This window comes from Pseudomonas sp. P65(2024), from assembly GCF_057480955.1.
The window spans coordinates 42,228-63,260 of record NZ_JBLIYX010000003.1; the positions used below are offsets into that span (position 1 = coordinate 42,228).

Here is a 21,033-nt window from a genome sequence, read left to right on the forward strand (position 1 = left end):
CTTCTTATAACCAACAGACTGTAGCGACCTACATCAAAGGAGACCACTCCATGTCCGCACGCATCACTCTACACAGCCTGCAGACCGCCCCGGAAGCCGCCCGCCCATTCCTTGAGAACGCGCAAAAGAACTCCGGCTTCATCCCCAACCTGCTGGGCATCCTGGCCAACGCCCCGGCGGCGCTGGAAACCTACGTTACCGTCTCGGCGCTCAACGGCAAATCCGAGCTGACCCTGGCCGAGCGCGAAGTGGTGCAACTGATCGCCGCCACCCAGCATGGCTGCGATTTCTGCGTTGCCGGCCACACCGCCGTGGCGCTGAACAAGGCCAAGCTGCCCCAGGAAGTGGTCGATGCCCTGCGTGCCCGTGGCGAGCTGCCCGACGCCCGCTACGAGGCCCTGGCCGCGTTCGCCCGCGAGGTGATCGACACCCGTGGCAACGTTTCTGACACCACCTATCAGGCGTTTCGCGATGCCGGTTTCAGCGAAGGCAACGCCCTGGAAGTGATTCTCGGCGTGAGCCTCGCAACCCTGTGCAACTTTGCTAATGTGTTCGCCCAGACGCCGCTCAACGACGAGCTCGGCAAGTACCGCTGGCAGCCATCGGCCTGATCGGGGCCTGATGCCGGCGCGCCCGGCGTTTCAACAGGAGTAGGGACATGCTTGATCATGCATTTCGACAATGGCTGGATGCCAATGCCGAGGCCATCGACCAGGGCCAGTGCGATCCACACCGGGTGCTGGCGCAGATCGCCGAATCGCAACTGCTGCGCATCGGCGTCGACCCGGCCTTTGGCGGCTCGGGTGGCGACGTCACCGCGGCGGTCGAGGCCATCGCCGCCATCGCCAGCCATTCGCTGGCCGCGGCCTTCGTCTGCTGGGGCCAGCGCGCCTTCATCGAATACTTGCTGCAAAGCCCCAACCGGGCGCTGTGCGAGCGGCTGCTGCCCGATCTGCTGAAGGGCGAGCTGGCCGGGGCCACCGGCCTGTCCAACGCCATGAAGTTCCTTTCCGGCATCGAGGCCTTGCAGGTGCGTGGCCGCGCCGAGAGCGATGGCTGGAACCTGGAAGGACGCCTGCACTGGGTGACCAACCTGCGCCAGCACGGTTTCGTGGTGGCCGCGGCCATCGAGGATGATACCGGTGGCGCGCCGTTCGTGGTCGCCATCCCGTCGAACGCGCCGGGCCTGGAGCGCTCCGACGACCTGCAACTGATGGGCCTGCAGTCGAGCAACACGGCGGCGCTGGCCTTCCACCAGGTGCCTTTGGCGCGCGACTGGCTGCTACACGACAACGCCCGCGCGTTTCTGCCCAGGGTGCGTCCGGCGTTCCTGGCGCTGCAGTGCGGCATGGCCATCGGCCTGGCACGCCGCGCCCTGGAGGAGGCACAGGCGCACCTGCAAGGGCGTGGCGCCTTCCTCGAGGAGGCCCGCCAGGTGCTCGCCGAGCGCCTGGAGAACACCGTCGCGGAGCTCAAGCAGGGGCTGCGCGACGACCGCTTCCAGGGCCAGCCGGCCGCCTTGTTCAAACTGCGCATCACCCTCGCCGAATGCGCCGCCGACGCCGTGCAGCTGGAGCTGCAGGCCAGCGGTGGCAAGGCCTACCTGACCGCCTATGGCGAGGGCTTCGCCCGCCGCTGGCGCGAGTCGGCGTTCGTGCCGATCGTCACTCCGAGCCTGGTGCAACTGCGCGCCGAGCTGCAACGCCAGGCGGCCTCTGCATGACCGACGTGCTACTCGAAGCCCGTGACATCAGCCTGGGCTACCCGCGCGAGGGTGGCTGGCAGGCGGTGCTGGAGCAGTTCGACCTGGCGCTGGCGCCGGGGGAGGTGGTCAGCATCCTCGGCCCCAGCGGGGTCGGCAAATCCAGCCTGCTGCGTGTGCTGGCCGGCCTGCAGCAGGCCCGTGGCGGCCGCGTGCAGTTGCGCGGCGAGCCGCTGCAGGGGCCGCATCCGCGTCTGGCGGTGGCGTTCCAGGACCCCAGCCTGCTGCCCTGGCTGACCCTTGAGAAGAACGTCGCCTTCGGCCTCGACTTCGCCCGCCAGCCCAAGCTGTCGGCGGCCGAGCGGCGTGCACGGATCGACCATGCCATCGACGCGGTGGGCCTGGGCCACGCCCGTGGCCAGTACCCGGCGCAGCTGTCCGGCGGCATGGCCCAGCGCACCGCGCTGGCCCGCTGCCTGGCGCGCCAGCCCGAGGTGCTGTTGCTGGACGAACCCTTCGGCGCGTTGGACGAGGTGACCCGGGCCGACATGCAGCAACTGCTGCTGCAACTGATCGCCACCCACAATACCGCTGCGGTGCTGATTACCCACGATATCGACGAAGCCCTGCTGCTGTCCGATCGCGTGCTGCTACTGGGCAACCACCCGGCGCGCACCCTCGGCCAGTGGCACATCGACCTGCCGCAGCCCCGCGCGCAGCGGGTCGAGGAATTGGGCGCGCTGCGCATCGAGATCCTGAAAACCCTTCGGCGGGCAAGCCGCACAGCCGAACCCACTCCACCCCCCTTGCCCTCGGAGGCTGTCCATGTGCATGGATGACTGCTGTTCCACGACGTCCCGTCGCGATTTTCTCAAGCTGAGCGCCATGCTTACCGCCGCCGGTGCCGTGCCGCTGCTGTCGAGCCTGCAGGCCCGCGCCGCCGCCGAGCCGGACGCGCCCGTGCGTATCGGCTACCTGCCGATTACCGACGCCACACCTTTGCTGGTGGCGCACAACAACGGCCTGTTCGAGGCCGAGGGCATCAAGGCCGAGCGCCCGGTGCTGCTGCGCAGCTGGGCGCAGGTGATCGAGGCGTTCATCTCCGGCCAGGTCAACGTCATCCACCTGCTGTCGCCGATGACCGTGTGGGCGCGCTACGGTAGCAAGGTGCCGGCCAAGGTCGTGGCCTGGAACCATGTCGGTGGCTCGGGCCTGACCGTGGCCCCGGACATCACCGAGATGAAGCAGCTCGGCGGCAAGACCGTGGCCATTCCGTTCTGGTACTCGATCCACAACGTGGTGCTGCAGCAGATGCTCGGTGACAACGGTCTGAAGCCCGTGTCCAAGCCGGCCGACGCGCAACTGGCGGACAACGAGGTCAACCTGCTGGTGCTGCCGCCGTCGGACATGCCGCCGGCCCTGGCCAGCAAGCGCATTGCTGGCTATATCGTCGCCGAGCCGTTCAACGCCCTGGCCGAGAACCTCAAGGTTGGCCGCGTGCAGCGCTTCACCGGTGATGTCTGGCGCAACCATGCCTGCTGCGTGGTGTTCATGCACGAGCACGACCTGAACAATCGCCCGGAGTGGTCGCAGAAGGTGGTCAACGCCATCGTCAAGGCCCAGCAGTGGACCCGCGAGCACCGCGCCGAGGCCGCAGCCCTGCTGTCCAAGGCCGGCCCCAACAAGTACACCCCGCACGAGCCGGCGGTGCTGACCAAGGTGCTGGCGCCTTCCGCCGAAGATCGCGCCGGCTACATCGCCAGCGGCGCGATCCAGCACCAGCAGTGGGACGAGAAGCGCATCGACTTCCAGCCTTACCCCTTCCCCAGCTACACCGAGGAACTGGTCAAGCGCCTGAAGAACACCCTGATCGTCGGCGAGAGCGATTTCCTCGCCGGTCTGGACCCGGCGCAGACTGCCCGCGACCTGGTGGACGAGCGTTTCGTGCGCAACGCCATCGCCGCCGTGGGTGGCCCGGCCGCGTTCGGCATCGCCGAGGACTTCCAGCGTAGCGAGGAGTTCGCGGTCTGATGCGCAGGCATGTCGTGCATGGTGCCCTGGGCCTGGCGGGCCTGGCGGCGCTGTTGTTGCTGTGGTGGGCGGGCGTGCGCCTGTTCGGCGCCGCCGATGGCCTGTCGGCGCGCTTCGCGCCCCAGGCCACGCTGCAAAGCCTGGTGGAGTTGCTGGGGCAGGGCGAGGTCTATGGGCACATCTGGGTAAGCTTGAAACGCATCCTCGTCGGCCTGTTGCTGGCGCTGCTGATCGGCGTGCCGCTGGGCCTGCTGGTGGGCAGCTACCGGCACCTGGAGGCGGCGACCACGCCGGCGTTCCAGTTCCTGCGCATGATCTCGCCGCTGTCGTGGATGCCGGTGGTGGTGATGCTGATGGGCGTGGGCGACCAGCCGATCTACTTCCTGCTGGCCTTCGCCGCGCTGTGGCCGATTTTGCTGAACACCGCCGCCGGGGTGCGCCAGCTCGACCCGCGCTGGTTGCAGTTGAGCCGCAGCCTCAGTGCCACGCGCTGGGAGACCTTGTGCAAGGTGGTCATCCCCGGGGTGATCGGCCATGTGCTGACCGGTGTGCGCCTGGCCATCGGCATCCTGTGGATCGTGCTGGTGCCGTGCGAAATGCTTGGGGTTAGCGCCGGCTTGGGATACTTCATCCTCGATACCCGCGATCGGCTGGCCTACTCGGAGCTGATGGCGATGGTGCTGCTGATCGGTGTGCTGGGGTTCATGCTCGATGCCCTGGCGCGCGGGCTGCATCGGCGGTGGGTGCATGCGTGAAGTCTGTAGAAGCGTGTTAGGCATGGAGGCGCATCCTTGCGCCCTGGGATTCAGAAGCTGTACTTGGCCGTCAGCATCAGGTTGCGCGGATCGCCGAAGGTATCGCCGCCATAGTTCACCGACTTGGAGATCGACGAGTAGTATTTCCTGTCGAACACGTTGTTGGCGTTGAGCTGCAGGTCCAGGTGCTGGGTGACCGCGTAGCCGGCCATCAGGTCGGTGACGGCGTAGGCGCCCTGCTCGAGGCGATAGCTGCTGCCGTCGGCCACGGTGAAGTCGTTGTACATGCGGCTTTGCCAGGTAACGCCGCCACCGACCCGCAGTTTCTCCAGCGGGCCCTGGAAGCGGTAGGTGGTGAACAGCTTCAACTGGTGCTGCGGCGTGTCGGATTCGAACGGCTTGTTGACGTTCTGCGGGTTCTTGGCGTCCTTGACCCTGTGCACACGGGCATAGGTGTAGCCGGCGCCAATCTGCCACTGCTCGGTCAGCGCGCCCTGCAGCTCGAAGTCGATCCCCTGGCTGCGCACCTCGCCTGAGGCTTCGTAGCAGGCGAACTGGCCGGCCCGGCACAGGCTCTTGTCCACCTCGACCGCGCGGTTCTGCTGGTCGATACGGAACACCGCGAGGCTGGCGTTGAGCGCGCCGTCGAAGTACTCGCCCTTGATGCCCACTTCGTAGTTCTTGCCTTCGATCGGTCGCACCGGCGTGCCGCTGGGGTCTTTGTTGTCCTGAGGCTGGAAGATGTCGGTGTAGCTGGTGTACAGCGAGTGGTGCTCGTCCAGCTCGTAGATCAGGCCGGCATAGCGGGTGACGTTGCGGGTCACCTTGTAGTCGCCCTCGTTGCTGCCGCGCTGGTCGTAGTCGTACCAGTCCAGGCGCCCGCCGAGGATCAGCTTGAGCGGGTCGGCCAGGCTCAGGCGGGTGGTGGTGTACACGCCTTCCTGGTTGATCAGGTAGCGGCTGCTGCCAGTGTGCAGGAAGTCCGGTTTGCCGCCGTCGATGGGGTAGTCCAGGTCGTAGGGGCTGTAGTTGCGCTCGGTCATGTCGTAGATGCGCTTGCTGGCACCGACCACCAGCTCGTGGGTGCGGCCGAAGGCCTCGAACGGGCCGCTGGCGAAGGTGTCCAGGCCCAGCTGGTTCTCGTCGTGGGCCGACTGGTAGACCGTGCGGCTCAGCGGCTTGGCCAGGTCCCAGCGCGATTGGTACGAGCCGCGGAACAGCGCGTTCTGCTCGCTGTAGATGGCGTTGACCTGCAGCTTCCAGTCATTGGCCAGGCGCTGGCGCAGCTCGGCGAACAGGGTGTTGATTTCCTGGTCCTTGACCTCCCAGTCGGTGGCCGGGTTGTATGAGCGCGGCAGGTCCTGATGGTGGCCGTTGAGCTCGGTGGGGATCGCGCCCCAGAACACGTTGGTCTTGTCCTTCTGGTGGGACAGGCCGAGGGTCAGGGTGGTGTCCTCGCCCAGGTCGGCCTCGGTGATCGCATAGAACAGTCCGTGGTCTTCCTGCTGCCCATCACGAAAGCCGTTGGCGTCGCGGTACGAGGCCACCACGCGGCCGCGCAGTGTGCCGCTGTCGTTGAGCGGGCTGGAGGCGTCGAGTTCGCCGCGGTAGTTGTCCCAGCTGCCGGCGGCGCCGGTGAGCGTGACCTTCTGTTCCGCCAGCGGGCGCTTGCGCACCAGGTTGATGGCCGCCGACGGCGTGCCGGAACCGGTGACCAAACCGGTGGCGCCGCGCACCACCTCGACCCGGTCGAACATCGCCAGATTGGGCTGGGCGCCGACCACCCAGCCGGTGTACGCGCTGGGGATGCCGTCGTACATGACGTTGTCGACGTCGAAGCCGCGGGCCTTGTAGGTCTGCCGGCCCGGACCGTTGGACTGGTTGAGGAACAACCCCGGCGTGTACCGGGCCACGTCGTTGATACTGGTCATGCCCTGGTCGTCCATGCGCTGGCGGGTGATCACGGTCACCGCCTGGGGCGTTTCGCGCATGGTCAACGGCAGCTTGGTGGCGGTGGCCATGGAACCAGTGGTGTACGACTTCGACCCCTCGGTGGTGCTGCCCAGGCTGCTGTCGTTGATGGCCGTGGCGCCCAGCTCGATCACGGCCGGCGCTTGTTCCTCGGCCAGCGCGGGAGTGAGGGTTGCCATGCAGATGGCCATGGCCAACAGGTTGCGGGCGGGCGTGAAGCGGTGAGGGGAGATGTGCAGTGACATGCCGGGCTTTATCCTTATCGCTAGTGCTTATGAGAATAATTAGCAATAAGTGTGTCGGATTGTCAGGCCCGCAACAATGCTTTCGAATCGGAAAATGGTGAACTTTTCACAAATTCTATTCGTTTGGTTTGTGGTTCCCTGAAGCAATGCGTTTGCCACGCTGGCGCCCGACCTCCAGCGCCTGCCCGTCGCGCTGTTTGCCATGTCGCGCCTGGCCGACCAGCTCAGGGATCAGTGGGCCCTCCGGCAGATGACGCCAGAAGCGCCCGGGCAGGTGCTGGCGCAACGCGCCGGGGTTGAGCCGGGCGGGGTTGAAGGTGTGCCGGTAGTAGGCCAGCCACAGCTCGGCACCGGGGTCCTCGGCGTTGCGCGCCCACTGCCGCCATTGCTCCGGGCATTGGCGCCGGTAGTCCAGGTGCTGGCCGTCGAAGCGTACGCCGTCGCGGGGCGTGGCGATCAACCAGCGCTGGCGCCCCAGGCGATCGGCGAAATGCCCGCAGGCGCTGTCGAGGATGTCGTGGGCAGGTTCGTGGTAGGCCACCAGGTCCAGTTGCAACTGCTCGGCCAGTGCCTCGGGCAGTGGCACGAAGCGCACGAAGGCATGCAGGTGATGGGCTTCGCGGCCGACCTGGCGGATGCGCCGCTGCATCTCGCTGCCCAGGCGGTCGCCGGCGAGCATGGCGGTGCGGTCGCCATGGGCGACGCGCCACAGCACTTCGTACAGCAGGTTCCAGCGTTGCTCGCCGCGGTATCGCCCGGCCTGTTCCAGCTGGGCCAGCAGCGCCGCCGGCACGCGGGCGCGGAACGGACCGGGGCCGTCGGGCAGGGGCGTGGGCACGGCCAGCAGGTCGTCCATGCGCGCCTGGCCCCAGGTCACCGTGGCCGGGTCGATGCCATGGCCGAGCAGTTGCCGCGCCTGGTCGCGCCAGGTGGCGAAGTCGTCATCGCAATCCAGCGCGATCATCCCCACAGGCCCATCTGCACCGGTGCCTGGGGTTCGCGCAGGCGGGCGCGCAGCAGGCCGCTGCGCAGCTCGGCCTGGGCCGGGCGGTAGTCGCTGGTGACGATGAACGGGCGGGCCTTGTCCAGCACGCAGCGCAACTGGATCAGGTCGTCGTAGCGGATGCGCCGCTCGCGACGCAGGGCCACCAGGCGCTGCACGCTGCGCAGGCCGATACCGGGGATGCGCGCCAGCAGGGCCGGCTCGGCGCGGTTGACGTCGAGCGGGAATACCTCGCGGTTGGCCAGCGCCCAGGCCAGCTTGGGGTCGATATCCAGGGCCAGGTTGCCAGTTTCGCCCAAAAGCTCGCCGGCCTTGTAGCCGTAGCCGCGCAGGAGGAAGTCGGCCTGGTACAGGCGGTGCTCGCGCAGCAGCGGCGGGGCGGCCAGGGGCACGCTGGAGGGGCTGTCGGGGATCGGACTGAAGGCGGAGTAGTAGACGCGCCTGAGGCCATAGCCCTGGTACAGCGACTCGGCGTTGCGCAGCAGGGCGCTGTCGTCGGTGGCGTCGGCGCCGACGATGACCTGGGTGCTCTGCCCGGCGGGGGTGAAGCGTGGCGCTCGTGGTTCGCCGGCGACGGCCTGCTGGCCGTGGTGGATTACGCCCATGGCCTGGCGGATGGTACTGGCGCGCTTCTCCGGGGCCAGGCGTTCGAGGCTGGCGTCGGTGGGCAGCTCGATGTTCACGCTCAAGCGGTCGGCCAGGCGTCCGGCTTCCTCGATCAGCAGCGGGTCGGCGTCGGGGATGGTCTTGAGGTGGATGTAGCCACGAAAGCCATGCTCCTCGCGCAGCAGACGGGCCACCCGGATCAGCTGCTCCATGGTGTAGTCGGCCGAGCGGATGATGCCGGAGCTGAGAAACAGGCCGCTGATGCAGTTGCGCCGGTAGAAGTCCAGGGTCAGGCGCACCACTTCCTCGGGGCTGAAACGCGCCCGCGGCACGTTGCTGGAGCGGCGGTTGACGCAGTACTGGCAGTCGTACAGGCAGAAGTTGGTCAGCAGCACCTTGAGCAGCGACACGCAGCGCCCGTCCGGGGTATAGCTGTGGCAGATGCCCATGCCGTCGGTGGCGCCGAGGCCGTCGCGGCCACGAGAGCTGCGCTTGGGGGCGCCGCTGCTGGCGCAGGACGCGTCGTACTTGGCGGCGTCGGCGAGGATGCCGAGCTTGGCGATGAGCTGCATGGGAGTGTCCGAGATAACTGTTTATTCATACAGTATTTCGGGATTGGGCTGATGGCAAGTGTTTGCGGGTGGTTTTGATTGGGTGATGGCGCAGAGGTGCCTGGCGAGAGTTCTGTAGCGCCTATGAGATCGAGCGCCGCCCGCGCGGCGCTCGATCTCATAGGTGCTGCAACGCTAACGTCGAACACCCTGAAAGGCCCAAATCTCAGGGCGATGCACCCTCGGCATGCTTGATTACAAAATTGTAATCTTCCCGCCACCGCCCCGATAACCACCGCTGCCTACAGTCCCTCGCCAAAGCATTCCGCCGCTTGTCGACGAGGACTTCCGCCGTGCCCATCCCCCGCAAGATCGCCTTGCTCTGCCTGTTGCTGGCCGGCCCTGCCGGTGCCCAGGGCCTGAGCCTGGACCAGGCGCTCGACGCCGCCTTCTCCCAGAACCCGGACTTCGCCGCCATCGGCCGTGAGATCGGCATCGCCGAGGGCGAGCGCCAGCAGGCCGGGTTGATCCCAAACCCCGAGCTGTCCTGGGAGGTCGAGGACACCCGCCGCGCCACCAGCACCACCACCGTGACCCTCAGCCAGGCCCTGGAGCTGGGCGGCAAGCGCGGCGCGCGGATCGAAGTCGCAAAGGCCGGCCAGGCAATCGCCCGGCTGGAGCTCGAGCGCCAGCGCAACAGCCTGCGCGCGGATGTGATCCAGGCCTTTCATGCCGCCTTGCGGGCACAGACCGCGCTGGAGCTGGCGCAACAGTCGCAGGCGCTGACCGAACGCGGCCTGCGGGTGGTGGAGGGGCGGGTGCGCGCCGGGCAGTCCTCGCCGGTGGAGGCCACCCGCGCCCAGGTCCAGCTGGCCCAGGCCGAGGCGGCGGTGCGTCGGGCACGCACCGAACGTGGCGTGGCCAACCAGGTCCTGGCGCGTCTGACGGGCAGTGCCGAGGCCCGTTTCGACCGGCTCGACGCGAGCAACCTCTCACCCGGCCCGGCGCCGCAGGCCGAACCCCTGCTGGCCAAGGTCGAGCAGACCGCCGAATGGCGCCTGGCCGCGGCACAGATCGAGCGTGGCGATGCCAGCCTCGGTTCCGAGAAGGCCCAGCGCATTCCCAACCTGACCGTCAGCCTGGGCAGCCAGTACAGCCGCGAGGACCGTGAGCGGGTCAACGTGGTCGGGCTGTCGATGCCGCTGCCGCTGTTCGACCGCAACCAGGGCAACGTGCTGGCCGCCGCCCGTCGCGCCGACCAGGCCCGCGACCTGCGCAACGCCGTGGAGCTGCGCTTGCGCAGCGAAACCCGCAGCGCCCTGGAGCAGTGGGGCACGGCCATGGGCGAAGTGCAGGCCTACGACCGCACCATCCTGCCCGCCGCCCAGCAGGCGGTGGACACCGCCACACGCGGCTTCGAGATGGGCAAGTTCGCCTTCCTCGATGTGCTCGACGCCCAGCGAACGCTGATCGATGCACGGGGCTTGTACCTCGAAGCGCTGGCCCAGGCGACCGATGCCCGGGCGCAGGTGGAGCGGATCTACGGCGAGCTTTGAGCCTCGACCCATCGCGGGGCAAGCCCGCTCCCACGCATTCCCGCGGGAGCGGGCTTGCCCCGCGATGGGCCCTGAACTGCAACGACTTTTCCAGCAGGAGCAACAATGACCAACCCACGCAAGCTCGCCATCCTCGCCGCTGCCCTGGCCGTTATCGGCCTCGGCGGTGCCGCCTGGACCGGCACCCTCGGTAAGGCCGGCAGCGGCCAGGCCCAGCACGACGACCACGGCGAAGCCGGCCACGGCCACGACGAAGACAAGGACGATGGCCACGGTGAGTCCGCAGGCGAAAGCCATGCCGACGAAGAGGGCCAGTTGCATCTCTCCGCCGAGCAGATCCAGGCCGCCGGCGTGCAGCTGGCCACTGCCGGCCCGCGCACCTTGGGCACTGCCATCAGCTTCCCCGGTGAGATCCGCTTCGACGAGGACCGCACCGCCCACGTGGTGCCCCGCGTCCCCGGCGTGGTCGAGTCGGTGCAGGCCGAGCTGGGCCAGGCGGTCAAGCGTGGCCAGGTGCTGGCGGTGATCGCCAGCCAGCAGATCTCCGAGCTGCGCAGCGAGCAGCAGGCCGCCCAGCGCCGCCTGGAGCTGGCCCGCTTGACCTTCGAGCGTGAGAAGCAGCTGTGGCAGGAGCGCATCAGCGCCGAACAGGACTACCTGCAGGCCCGCCAGGCGCTGCAGGAGGCCGAGATCGCCGCTGCCAACGCCGGGCAGAAGGCCGCCGCCGTGGCGCCGGCCGGCAAGGGCAACCGCTACGAGTTGCGTGCACCGTTCGACGCGGTGGTGGTGGAAAAGCACCTGACCGTGGGCGAGGTGGTGGACGAGACCAGCAATGCCTTCACCCTGTCCGATCTGAGCCGGGTCTGGGCCACCTTCGCCGTGGCCCCGCGCGACCTGGACAAGGTGGTCAGCGGCCGTGGCGTCAGCGTCAGCGCGCCGGACCTCGGCGCCCAGGTGGAGGGCAAGGTCAACTACGTCGGCAGCCTGCTCGGCGAGCAGAACCGCGCCGCCACCGTGCGCGCCACCCTGGCCAATCCCAATGGCGCCTGGCGCCCCGGGCTGTTCGTCAACATCGCGGTTACCGTCGAGCGTTTCGACGCCGCCGTGGTGGTGCCGGAAAGCGCACTGCAGACCTGGGATGAACAGACCGTGGTGTTCGCCCGTACCGACGAGGGCTTTGAGGCCCGCCCGGTGAAGACCGGGCGCCGCGACGCCGGCCAGGTGGAAGTGCGCGAGGGGCTGGCCGCCGGCACCGTGGTCGCCGCCGCCGGCAGCTTCGTCCTCAAGTCCGAGTTGGGCAAAGGCTCGGCCGAACACAGCCACTGACCGGGGACGCCATTCATGTTCGAACGCCTTATCCAGTTCGCCATCGAGCAACGCCTGGTGGTGATGCTCGCCGTGGTGCTGATGGCCGCCGTGGGCATCCACAGCTACCAGAAGCTGCCCATCGACGCCGTGCCCGACATCACCAACGTGCAGGTGCAGATCAACACCGCAGCGCCCGGCTACTCGCCGCTGGAGACCGAGCAGCGCATCACCTTCGCCATCGAGACCGCCATGGCCGGCCTGCCAGGCCTCAAGCAGACCCGCTCGCTGTCGCGTTCGGGGCTGTCCCAGGTGACGGTGATCTTCGATGACGGCACCGACATCTTCTTTGCCCGCCAGCTGGTCAACGAGCGCTTGCAGGTGGCCCGCGAGCGGTTGCCCGAAGGCATCGAGGCGGCCATGGGGCCGATCTCCACTGGCCTTGGCGAGATCTTCCTGTGGACGGTCGAGGCCGAGGAGGGGGCGGTGAAGGACGACGGCACGTCCTATACCGCCACCGATCTGCGGGTGATCCAGGACTGGATCATCAAGCCGCAGCTGCGCAACGTGCCGGGTGTGGCCGAGGTGAACAGCATCGGCGGCCATGCCAAGCAGTACCTGATCGCGCCTGAACCCAAGCGCCTGGCGGCCTACAAGCTGACCCTCAACGACCTGGTCGCGGCGCTAGAGCGCAACAATGCCAACGTCGGCGCCGGCTACATCGAGCGCAACGGCGAGCAGTTGCTGATCCGCGCCCCGGGCCAGGTGGCCTCGGCCGAGGACATCGCCAACATCGTCATCTCCAGCGTCGATGGCACGCCGATCCGCGTCAGCCATGTCGCCCAGGTTGGCCTGGGCCAGGAGCTGCGCTCGGGCGCCGCCACCGAGAATGGCCGCGAGGTGGTGCTGGGCACGGTGTTCATGCTGATCGGCGAGAACAGCCGCACAGTGTCCCAGGCGGTGGCGGCCAAGCTCGAGGAGATCAACCGCAGCCTGCCCAAGGGCGTGGTGGCGATCACCGTCTATGACCGCACCAACCTGGTGGAAAAAGCCATCGCCACGGTGAAGAAGAACCTCATCGAAGGCGCTATCCTGGTCATCGCCGTATTGTTCCTGTTCCTGGGCAACATCCGCGCGGCGTTGATCACCGCCATGGTCATCCCCCTGTCGATGCTGTTCACCTTCACCGGCATGTTCAGCAACAAGGTCAGCGCCAACCTGATGAGCCTGGGGGCACTCGACTTCGGCATCATCGTCGACGGCGCGGTGGTGATCGTCGAGAACGCCATCCGCCGCCTGGCTCATGCCCAGCAGCATCATGGCCGCATGCTGACCCGCTCCGAGCGCTTCCACGAAGTGTTCGCCGCCGCCCGCGAGGCACGTCGGCCGCTGATCTACGGGCAGTTGATCATCATGGTGGTGTACCTGCCGATCTTTGCCCTGACAGGGGTCGAGGGCAAGATGTTCCACCCCATGGCCTTCACCGTGGTGATGGCGCTGCTGGGGGCGATGATCCTTTCGGTGACCTTCGTTCCGGCGGCGCTCGCGCTGTTCGTCACCGGCAAGGTGAAGGAGGAGGAGGGCGCGGTCATGCGCACCGCCCGCCGCCGCTACGCCCCGGTGCTGGACTGGGTGCTGGGCCGGCGCAACCTGGCGTTCGCCGGCGCCGCCACCGTGGTGCTGCTGTCCGGCGTGCTGGCCAGTCGCATGGGCAGTGAGTTCATCCCCAGCCTCAGCGAGGGTGATTTCGCCCTGCAGGCCCTGCGCGTGCCGGGCACCAGCCTGTCGCAGTCGGTGGACATGCAGCAGCGGCTGGAGAAGACCATCATCGCCCAGGTGCCGGAAGTCGAGCGGGTGTTCGCCCGTACCGGCACAGCCGAGATCGCTTCCGACCCGATGCCGCCGAACATCTCCGACGCCTACGTGATGCTCAAGCCCCGCGAGCAATGGCAGGATCCAGGCAAGCCGCGCGATGAACTGATCTTCGAGGTACAGCGTGCCGCCGCCAGCGTGCCGGGTAGCAACTACGAGCTGTCGCAGCCGATCCAGCTGCGCTTCAACGAGCTGATCTCCGGGGTGCGCAGCGATGTCGCGGTGAAGGTGTTCGGCGACGACATGGAGGTACTCAACCGCACCGCCGCGCAGATTGCCGCGAGCTTGCAGCAGGTGCCGGGAGCCTCCGAGGTGAAGGTCGAGCAGACCACCGGCCTGCCGGTGCTGACCATCGATATCGACCGTGACAAGGCCGCCCGTTACGGCCTGAACGTGGGCGATGTTCAGGACGCCATTGCCATCGCCGTGGGTGGTCGCACTGCCGGCACCCTGTACGAAGGCGACCGCCGCTTCGACATGGTGGTGCGCCTGTCGGAAGCGCTACGCACCGATGTCGACGGCTTGTCCGGCCTGCTGATCCCGGTGCCGGCCAGCGCCGCCGCCGGTGCCTCGCAGATCGGCTTCATCCCGCTGTCACAGGTGGCCACCCTGAACCTGCAGCTGGGCCCCAACCAGGTCAGCCGCGAGGATGGCAAGCGCGTGGTGGTGGTCAGCGCCAACGTGCGTGGGCGTGACCTGGGTTCGTTCGTCGAACAGGCCTCGCAGACGCTGATCGAACAGGTGCAGATCCCGCCGGGCTACTGGACTCGCTGGGGCGGCCAATTCGAGCAGCTGCAGTCGGCGGCAGAGCGCCTGCGGGTGGTGGTGCCGGTCTCGCTGCTGCTGGTCATGGCCTTGCTGCTGATGATGTTCAACAACCTCAAGGATGGCCTGCTGGTGTTCACCGGCATCCCCTTCGCCCTGACCGGCGGGGTGCTGGCGCTTTGGTTGCGGGATATCCCGCTGTCGATCTCGGCGGGGGTAGGCTTTATCGCGCTGTCGGGCGTCGCGGTGCTCAACGGCCTGGTGATGATTGCCTTCATTCGCAACCTGCGCGAGGAAGGCCGGAGCTTGCGCGCGGCGGTGGAAGAGGGGGCGTTGACCCGCCTGCGGCCGGTGCTGATGACCGCGCTGGTGGCGTCGCTGGGCTTCATTCCCATGGCCCTGGCCACCGGCACCGGCGCCGAGGTGCAGCGACCGCTGGCGACGGTGGTGATCGGTGGGATCCTGTCGTCGACGGCGCTGACCTTGCTGGTGTTGCCAGCGTTGTATCAGTGGGCGCATCGGCGGGATGAGGACAACCTGGCAGAAGACGTGTAACGCTATCGCAAGGAGCGGCCTTGTGTCGCGAATGGGCTGCGAAGCAGCCCCAATGAACCATGCAACAATTGCGTGACCTGGGGCCGCTTTGCGGCCCTTTCGCGACACAAGGCCGCTCCTACAGGTACCGGCGCAGCCAGTGATCCAGGCTCAACCTTCCAGCCCCTTTCAACAGCAGCGGCAGCAACGCCACCAGGTAGATCAACGGTAGCTTGAAGTTGCCAAAACCCTGGTCGGTGATCGCATAACCCCGCCCCAATTCCGCCAGGCTCGACCACTGGCTCGGCCAGTGCACGGCGGCAATCGCCACCACCGTCACCACCATCAGCACTGCCGAGGCCAGACGGGTGCCGAGCCCCAGCAGCAGGAGCAGCGGACAGATTAATTCGGCCCACATCGACAGCTGCCAGTTGAGACCCACCGGCAACAGGTTGAACGGGAATGGAAAACTGCTTTGCAGGTCGGCGAACCAGTTGGTGCCGTTGAACTTCTCCAGGCCCGATTCGAAGAACTCCCAGGCCAGGAACAGGCGCAACGGCAGGTCGGCGCTCCAGTTGCCGGTGTGGTCGAGGGCGTTGAACAGCTTCCAGTCAGTGAACAGTGGCAGGGCTTTCATGAACAGGCATCCCGGTGTAGGCGGCAACGGCGGGCTGCCGTCGCGCTGTCGTGGCCGGGAGTGTGTGGTGGCGGGGTATCGACAGTGTGTCGGGGGTGGTGGGTTTATGTATCGCTGTGTAGCGATCCTCAGCGGTTGCTGGTCAGGCGCTGTTGCGCCGCGGCGCAGCCGTTGATGTCCACCGCCTTCTGCAGGAAGGCCTGGCGCTGGCGCGGGTCGAGCTCACCGAGCAGGCGGTAGATCTCGGCCTGGTAGTCGCGCTGGCGCCCCCACTGCAGTTGCAGGCCCTGGGGCCGGGTACGGTTGCACACCAGGCGGGTGGCCGGCTGCGGATAGTAGGCGGCATACAAGGTGGCCATGCTGGGAACCGCCTCCAGCGCCTCGCGGTAGGCGGGGCTGGCATTGTACGGGGAGCACCAGTGGGCGATGGCCAGCGCGGGTGGGGCGAAGCCTTGCTTGAGGCTGGCTTCCAGCAACGGGCAGGCGGCCTCGGCGATCTGTCCTGCCGGCAGATAGGTGGTGTAGTACAGCGCCAGGCGGTACTGGGCTACCGGGTGGCCGAGTTCCACCGACTTTTTCAGCAGGGCCACCGCCGTGGGCAGCGTGTGGGCCATCGCCTGGCCCTGGCGGCTGAGCTCGGGGTCGCCACTGGCGGTGCGCAGCGGACCGGCGTTGTCGTCCTGGTTGTCGGCCTGTTCCAGCAGCGGCAGGGCCTGGCGATAGAGCAGGTCGGCATGGGGGTCGATGCTCACGTCCAGGGCCTGGGCGCCTGTGGCGGCCAGCAGCAACGGGAGTGTCGCAGCCAGGCGAGCGCGAGGACGGGCCAGGAGCGAGGGGAAGGCAGGAATGGTCATGGCAGTTACACGGTGCCTCGGGCGAATCAGGAGCGACGACGGCCTATTCTATCCATCCGCGTGCCTTTCCCGAAAGCCCGGCGTCCGCTCATCAGACCAGCTTGATCGGTGCGACCTTGCGCAGGGCCTGTCTTTCCTGGGCCAGCCCCAGCTTGGCAGTGATCACCTTGGCCAGCGCATTGTTGCCCAGGTCGTTGAAATGCAGGCGATCGACGAACAGGTGCTCGGCGAACACCGGCGAGCTGCTGAGCATGCTGTTCATGTCGTAGCAGGGGACCGGGTCGGCCTGGCTCTTGATGCGGCGGAAGAAGGCCATGTGCAGCTGGCTGTCGAAGGTGTCGCCGAGCAGGCGGTCGAAGTTCGATGGCTGGCGCTCGAGCTTGGCGAGCATGGCCTGTTCCGCCTTGGGCAGTGCCTCGCGGCACCAGGGCAGCAGCGGTTGCAGGATGAAGGTGAGGGTGGTGTGGCCGTCCGCCAGCAGCCGGTCCCACTGGCGCAGGGTGCGGCCCACGGCATCGGCGGCGCGGATCAGGCGCTTGTCCGGGCTCGACAGCGGTTCCACTGGCGGCCAGCGGGTTTCCCGGGCTGGCGCCAGCAGCTGGCCAAGGCGTTGCCAGAACGACTCGCGGCGCGCTTCGCCGCCGGCATGCACGCCTTCGTTGAAACGGTTGAGAAAATCCTGGTAGGCCTTTGCCCGATGCGGGTCCTGCGCACCGGCCAGGACTTCGGCGAGGGCCTCCTGGGCCAGTGTGTTCAGGCCACTGAGCACCACCACGTGGCCGATCTGGCCAAAGCGGTGCTGGTGAGTGAGGAACATCAGCAGTTCCTGGGTTGCGTTCAGGCCGCAACCTGCGAGGCTTAACCAGATCTCGCCGGTCAGCACTGACAGGTACGAGGCCACGGTGTGTTCGTCGGAGCTGGCGCCGATGCCCATGGCGGTGGAACCGCCCACCAGCAGGTTGACCCGCGCCGCGCCGCCGCGCTCGGCCACCGAGAAACGCTTGCCGGCGCAGTGGCTGTAGCGCATGCCCAGGGCGTCGGTGTTGATGGTTGCGCAGCGGTAGCCGCGCTCGTGCACATACAGCGTGTGCGGTGCGCGGCGGCTACCCAGTTGCAGGAAGCGCTGATAGTCCTGCGCCAAGGGGTCGGGCGTGCCCATGCTGCCGGTGGTGGCGAGGGGGATCGGGGTCATGGGCGCTCCTTCTGTTAGGGGGTGGCTCAGGCGGCCAGCTCCCTGAGGTTGTAGGCCAGGCCGACGGCGGCGATCAGCAGCAGGGCAACGCCGGAGGCCAGGCTGATCAGGCGGTTGCTGCGCGGCGAGGCGATCTTGCCGATGGCGAAGATGTACAGGCTGAGCACGGCGAAATCGATGGCGATCCACAGCAGCGACAGCACCACCATGCTCTTGCCGAACGACTCGGTGATCTGGATGAACTGTGGGAAGAAGGCGATGAAGAAGATGATGTCCTTGGGGTTGGAGATACCGACCATGAAACCCTGCAGCAGGCCCCCGCGGCCCGCTTGCGTGCTGGTCGTGGCCTGCGGTGCGCTGTCGACCGGGGCCTGCAGCGCTTCGCGCAGGGTGCCCAGGGCGATGTAGCCGATGAACAGGCAGCCCAGCAGGCTCATGGCGCTGAGCCAGGCCTTGTCGATGGCCGCGCTGGTGAGGATGATCCAGGCGGCCGCGCCGATCAGCACCAGCGAGGCCCAGTTGGTGCCGACCGCGGTGAACAGGGCTTTGCGCGAGCCCGAGGCGGCGGCGGTGTTGACGATCAGGGCCACCACCGGGCCGGGCGTGGCGATCAGCAGCAGGACGGTTAGGGCGTAGGTGGCGGTCAGTGCGGTATTCACGATCAGTTCTCGGTGAGGGTTGCAGCGGTTGCGTGGGCATGGAACGGGCAGCGCGCCGGGCTCGGCGAGCCGGGCTCCTGCAATTGGTACTGCTTCCATTCGAAGTTGTCGTCCTGGCCGAAGAAGCCCAGGGTCTCGGGCATCACCCCGTCGTTGTAGTGGCGCACCCGCTCGCGGATGCGTGTGCGAATGCGCTGGCCGCTTTCAGTGCTGGCGCTGGCGACCTCGTCGAAGCTCTCCCGCGGGTTGATGACGAAGGCAATGTGTCGGCCCAGGTTGCGGCTTTTCATCAAGCGGTGGGCGGGGAAGCTCATGTTGATGAACAGCGGCATGCCGGCGAAACAGAACGACCAGCGCGTGTCGTGCGGATCCTGCGGTACTTCTTCGGGCCAGGGCTGCGGGTCGCGCGCATGGACCTGATTCAGCACGTCCCAGGCCAGTGCCTGCTGTGCCTGCAGCGTGGTGCCGGGCGCCGTCTCGAGGAACACCAGCAGCGGGTTGCCGATGCGCTGCTTGAGCGGGATCGGCTCGATGGTGCTGATGTAGTCGCCAAGGCCTTGGGCAATATCGTCTGCCAGGCGTTCGGCGCGGGCGAAGACGATGTGGCACGTGCGCGCATTGACCGCCTTGCGCCCGAACAGGCACGGGAAGTCAGGGTTGGCGAGGGTTTCCTTGAAGTCTTCTATGGTCTTGTACGTCCAGTGGTGACGGTTCTGGACATGTTCATCGGCGAGCTCCAGCGCATCCAGGCGGTAGCAGTTTCCATAACCCGTAAACATGATTTCCCCAGGCATATCCGTATGCAGTATTTAATAGAGTTTCTCGTTTAATAGAACGTTTTCGACATATAGCGGCAGCTTTGCTATATATAATTGTTATTTACCGGCATTTTCCGAGATGGATCCCGCGTTGTAAAACGCCTGGTTCTATGACCTACTATTAGCTTCACTCATGCTCTGGAAGGCGCCATGTCGGAACGGATTCAAGCCTTGCACGCCCTGCGCGCCTTCGAAGTGGCGTCGCGCTATGGCTCCTTCACCCGCGCGGCCCAGGAATTGGCCCTGACCCAGGGCGCGGTCAGCCACCACATCAAGACCCTCGAAGCCCTGTTCGGCTGCGACCTGTTCGAGCGTCGCGGCCCCAAGCTGCGCCTGACCGAGCACGGTCGGCTGCTGGCCCAGGAACTCAAGGTCGGTTTCAAGATCATCGAGAACGCCTGCGCGCTGTTGCGCCAGGATCGCTACGGCGTGCGCCTGAAGGCGCCGTCCACGCTCACCGTGCGCTGGCTGCTCAGGGCCCTGGACGGCTTCAAGCGGGTCGACAACAGCTGTTCGGTGCAACTGTCGAGCGTATGGATGGACATCGACGCGGTGGACTTCTATTCCGAACCCTATGACTGCGCCATCCTGCTCGGCAACGGACGCTTCCCGGCGGATGTGGAGAGCCTGAAGCTGTTCGATGAATGGCTGATCCCGGTGTGTCACCCAAGCTACCTCGAGCAGGCCCGGCCGGAGCTGTCGGTGCTCTCCAGCTGCGAGTTCCTACACCCCTCGCCGGACCGGCGTGACTGGCGACGCTGGCTGGCGCGCATGGACGCGCTGGACGTCAGCATCGACCAGGGCCAGGTGTTCGACACCCTCGACCAGGGCATCTCGGCCGCCCAGCAGGGGCTGGGCATCTCGGTGGTCGACCTGGTGCTGGCCAGTGCCGACTTGGCCGCGGGCAACCTGGTCACGCCATTCCCCCACGCGGTGGCCACCGGCGACGGCTACTACATGACCTGGCTCAAGGCCAGCCCCAAGGCCCACCAGATGCACAAGTTGCGCGACTACCTGGTGGCGCAGGTGCCGCCGCTGTCGCACAAGGACATCAGCTACCTGTACGGCTGAGGTCGGTGGCAGGCAGTACCCGTTCGAGCATGAAGTCGATGAACACCCTCAGCTTGGGCGGCATCTGCCGTCCTGATGGCCACAGCAGGTAGAAGCTGCCACGTCGCTCCATGAAGCTGTCGAGCACGCTCACCAGGCTGCCGGCCGCCAGTTCCTTGCGCACGCTGAAGTCCGGCAGGCAGGTGATGCCGCGATGGTTGAGGGCGAAGCAGATGCGCGTCTCGACGTGATTGCAGACCATCGAGATGGGAATCGCGTAGTCCTGCTCGGGGTGTTCCCGGCGCAGCGGCCAGGTTTCCAGCTTGCCGCTGCTGGGGAAGCGGTAGTGCAGGCAGCTGTGCTCGGTGAGCTCACGGGGATGCTGCGGCGTGCCGCGTTCGCGCAGGTAGGCGGGGGACGCCACCAGGCGATGCTGGAAGTGCCCAAGGAACTTGGCGTTGAGGCGCGAATCCAGCGGCTGGCCACCGCGCATCACCACGTCGAAGCCCTCGCCGACGATATCCACCATGCGGTCGCTGAAGTCCAGGTCGAGCTCGATGTCGGGATAACGCGCCATGAACTCGGCCAAAGCCGGCATCACCAACCCGGTCACCTGCGGCAGGCTCACCCGCAGGCGCCCGCGGGGCGCTCCGCTGGCCTGGGACAGCTCCTGCTCGGTGGCTTCGATCTCGGCAAGGATGCGTCGGCTGCGTTCCAGGAACAGCGTGCCCTCGGCGGTCAGGGTGATGCTGCGCGTGCTGCGGTGAAACAGGCGCACGCCCAGGCGTTCCTCCAGCCGTGCCACGCGCTTGCCCACGGCGGAGGCGCTGATCCCCAGCGACTGGCCGGCGGCGACGAAACTGCGGGTCTCGGCGACCCGGTTGAAGACCATGAAGCCGCTGAGGCTGTCCATGCTGCGCTCCGATT

Annotated in this window: 18 protein-coding genes; 9 read left to right on the top strand and 9 right to left on the bottom strand. The window is 67.0% G+C overall.

Going from position 1 to position 21,033, the window contains the following annotated elements:
- Positions 1–50 precede the first annotated feature (50 nt).
- Genes AC25MA_RS05565 through AC25MA_RS05585 form a run of 5 tightly spaced genes read left to right on the top strand, consistent with a single transcriptional unit; the run spans position 51 to position 4,488 of the window.
- Positions 51–611 (top strand): carboxymuconolactone decarboxylase family protein, encoded by a 561-nt coding sequence (locus AC25MA_RS05565; RefSeq protein ID WP_028691828.1) that lies wholly within the window; start codon positions 51–53, stop codon positions 609–611.
- Between the two features lie 47 nt (positions 612–658).
- The gene (locus AC25MA_RS05570) at positions 659–1,723 is read left to right on the top strand and encodes an acyl-CoA dehydrogenase family protein (RefSeq protein WP_236248638.1); all 1,065 of its coding nucleotides are present in this window, start codon (positions 659–661) and stop codon (positions 1,721–1,723) included.
- Entirely contained in the window at positions 1,720–2,541 is an 822-nt protein-coding gene (locus tag AC25MA_RS05575; protein WP_028691826.1) for an ABC transporter ATP-binding protein, read from the top strand. Before AC25MA_RS05570 ends, AC25MA_RS05575 begins: the two co-directional genes overlap by 4 nt.
- Complete coding sequence (locus tag AC25MA_RS05580; RefSeq protein WP_028691825.1) at positions 2,528–3,733, top strand: ABC transporter substrate-binding protein; 1,206 nt, start codon at positions 2,528–2,530, stop codon at positions 3,731–3,733. The genes AC25MA_RS05575 and AC25MA_RS05580 overlap by 14 nt, the downstream gene beginning before the upstream one ends.
- Positions 3,733–4,488, top strand: a complete 756-nt coding sequence (locus tag AC25MA_RS05585) for an ABC transporter permease (protein WP_028691824.1) — start codon at positions 3,733–3,735, stop codon at positions 4,486–4,488. Before AC25MA_RS05580 ends, AC25MA_RS05585 begins: the two co-directional genes overlap by 1 nt.
- 50 nt (positions 4,489–4,538) lie before the next feature.
- Here AC25MA_RS05585 and AC25MA_RS05590 read toward each other — a convergent pair whose 3' ends face one another.
- The 3 genes from AC25MA_RS05590 to AC25MA_RS05600 form a co-directional block, all read right to left on the bottom strand.
- Positions 4,539–6,704, bottom strand: a complete 2,166-nt coding sequence (locus AC25MA_RS05590) for a TonB-dependent siderophore receptor (RefSeq protein WP_486971850.1) — start codon at positions 6,702–6,704, stop codon at positions 4,539–4,541.
- A gap of 115 nt (positions 6,705–6,819) precedes the next feature.
- Positions 6,820–7,668, bottom strand: coding sequence for a TIGR03915 family putative DNA repair protein (locus tag AC25MA_RS05595; RefSeq protein WP_028691822.1), 849 nt, complete (start codon positions 7,666–7,668; stop codon positions 6,820–6,822).
- Positions 7,665–8,885 carry a putative DNA modification/repair radical SAM protein gene (locus AC25MA_RS05600; RefSeq protein WP_028691821.1) on the bottom strand — a complete coding sequence of 407 codons (1,221 nt, stop codon included), beginning with the start codon at positions 8,883–8,885 and terminating at the stop codon, positions 7,665–7,667. The genes AC25MA_RS05595 and AC25MA_RS05600 overlap by 4 nt, the downstream gene beginning before the upstream one ends.
- Positions 8,886–9,217: 332 nt before the next feature.
- Here AC25MA_RS05600 and AC25MA_RS05605 point away from each other — a divergent pair, with 332 nt between their 5' ends.
- The 3 genes from AC25MA_RS05605 (at position 9,218) to AC25MA_RS05615 (ending at position 14,917) form a co-directional block, all read left to right on the top strand.
- Positions 9,218–10,420, top strand: a complete 1,203-nt coding sequence (locus AC25MA_RS05605) for a TolC family protein (RefSeq protein WP_051555719.1) — start codon at positions 9,218–9,220, stop codon at positions 10,418–10,420.
- 105 nt (positions 10,421–10,525) lie between these two features.
- On the top strand, positions 10,526–11,746 hold the full coding sequence (locus tag AC25MA_RS05610; RefSeq protein ID WP_028691819.1) for an efflux RND transporter periplasmic adaptor subunit: 1,221 nt from the start codon (positions 10,526–10,528) through the stop codon (positions 11,744–11,746).
- Positions 11,747–11,761: 15 nt separating this feature from the next.
- The gene (locus AC25MA_RS05615; RefSeq protein WP_241412973.1) at positions 11,762–14,917 is read left to right on the top strand and encodes a CusA/CzcA family heavy metal efflux RND transporter; all 3,156 of its coding nucleotides are present in this window, start codon (positions 11,762–11,764) and stop codon (positions 14,915–14,917) included.
- 118 nt (positions 14,918–15,035) lie between these two features.
- Here AC25MA_RS05615 and AC25MA_RS05620 read toward each other — a convergent pair whose 3' ends face one another.
- From AC25MA_RS05620 to AC25MA_RS05640, 5 genes are all read right to left on the bottom strand, one after another.
- A complete protein-coding gene (locus AC25MA_RS05620) occupies positions 15,036–15,533 on the bottom strand; it encodes an HvfX family Cu-binding RiPP maturation protein (RefSeq protein WP_062573596.1) in 498 nt (165 codons plus the stop codon).
- 128 nt (positions 15,534–15,661) lie between these two features.
- The gene (locus AC25MA_RS05625) at positions 15,662–16,387 is read right to left on the bottom strand and encodes a hypothetical protein (protein WP_036986331.1); all 726 of its coding nucleotides are present in this window, start codon (positions 16,385–16,387) and stop codon (positions 15,662–15,664) included.
- A gap of 91 nt (positions 16,388–16,478) precedes the next feature.
- Positions 16,479–17,579: a hypothetical protein gene (locus tag AC25MA_RS05630; protein WP_279153277.1), complete on the bottom strand. Its 1,101-nt coding sequence runs from the start codon at positions 17,577–17,579 to the stop codon at positions 16,479–16,481.
- A gap of 26 nt (positions 17,580–17,605) precedes the next feature.
- On the bottom strand, positions 17,606–18,238 hold the full coding sequence (locus AC25MA_RS05635; protein ID WP_069017220.1) for a LysE family translocator: 633 nt from the start codon (positions 18,236–18,238) through the stop codon (positions 17,606–17,608).
- Positions 18,239–18,240: 2 nt separating this feature from the next.
- A complete protein-coding gene (locus AC25MA_RS05640; RefSeq protein ID WP_279153278.1) occupies positions 18,241–19,017 on the bottom strand; it encodes a YqcI/YcgG family protein in 777 nt (258 codons plus the stop codon).
- Between the two features lie 189 nt (positions 19,018–19,206).
- Here AC25MA_RS05640 and AC25MA_RS05645 point away from each other — a divergent pair, with 189 nt between their 5' ends.
- Entirely contained in the window at positions 19,207–20,127 is a 921-nt protein-coding gene (locus tag AC25MA_RS05645; RefSeq protein ID WP_062359734.1) for a LysR substrate-binding domain-containing protein, read from the top strand.
- Here AC25MA_RS05645 and AC25MA_RS05650 read toward each other — a convergent pair.
- Entirely contained in the window at positions 20,108–21,019 is a 912-nt protein-coding gene (locus AC25MA_RS05650; RefSeq protein ID WP_236180149.1) for a LysR family transcriptional regulator, read from the bottom strand. The two genes, AC25MA_RS05645 and AC25MA_RS05650, sit on opposite strands and share 20 nt — an antisense overlap.
- Positions 21,020–21,033 lie beyond the last annotated feature (14 nt).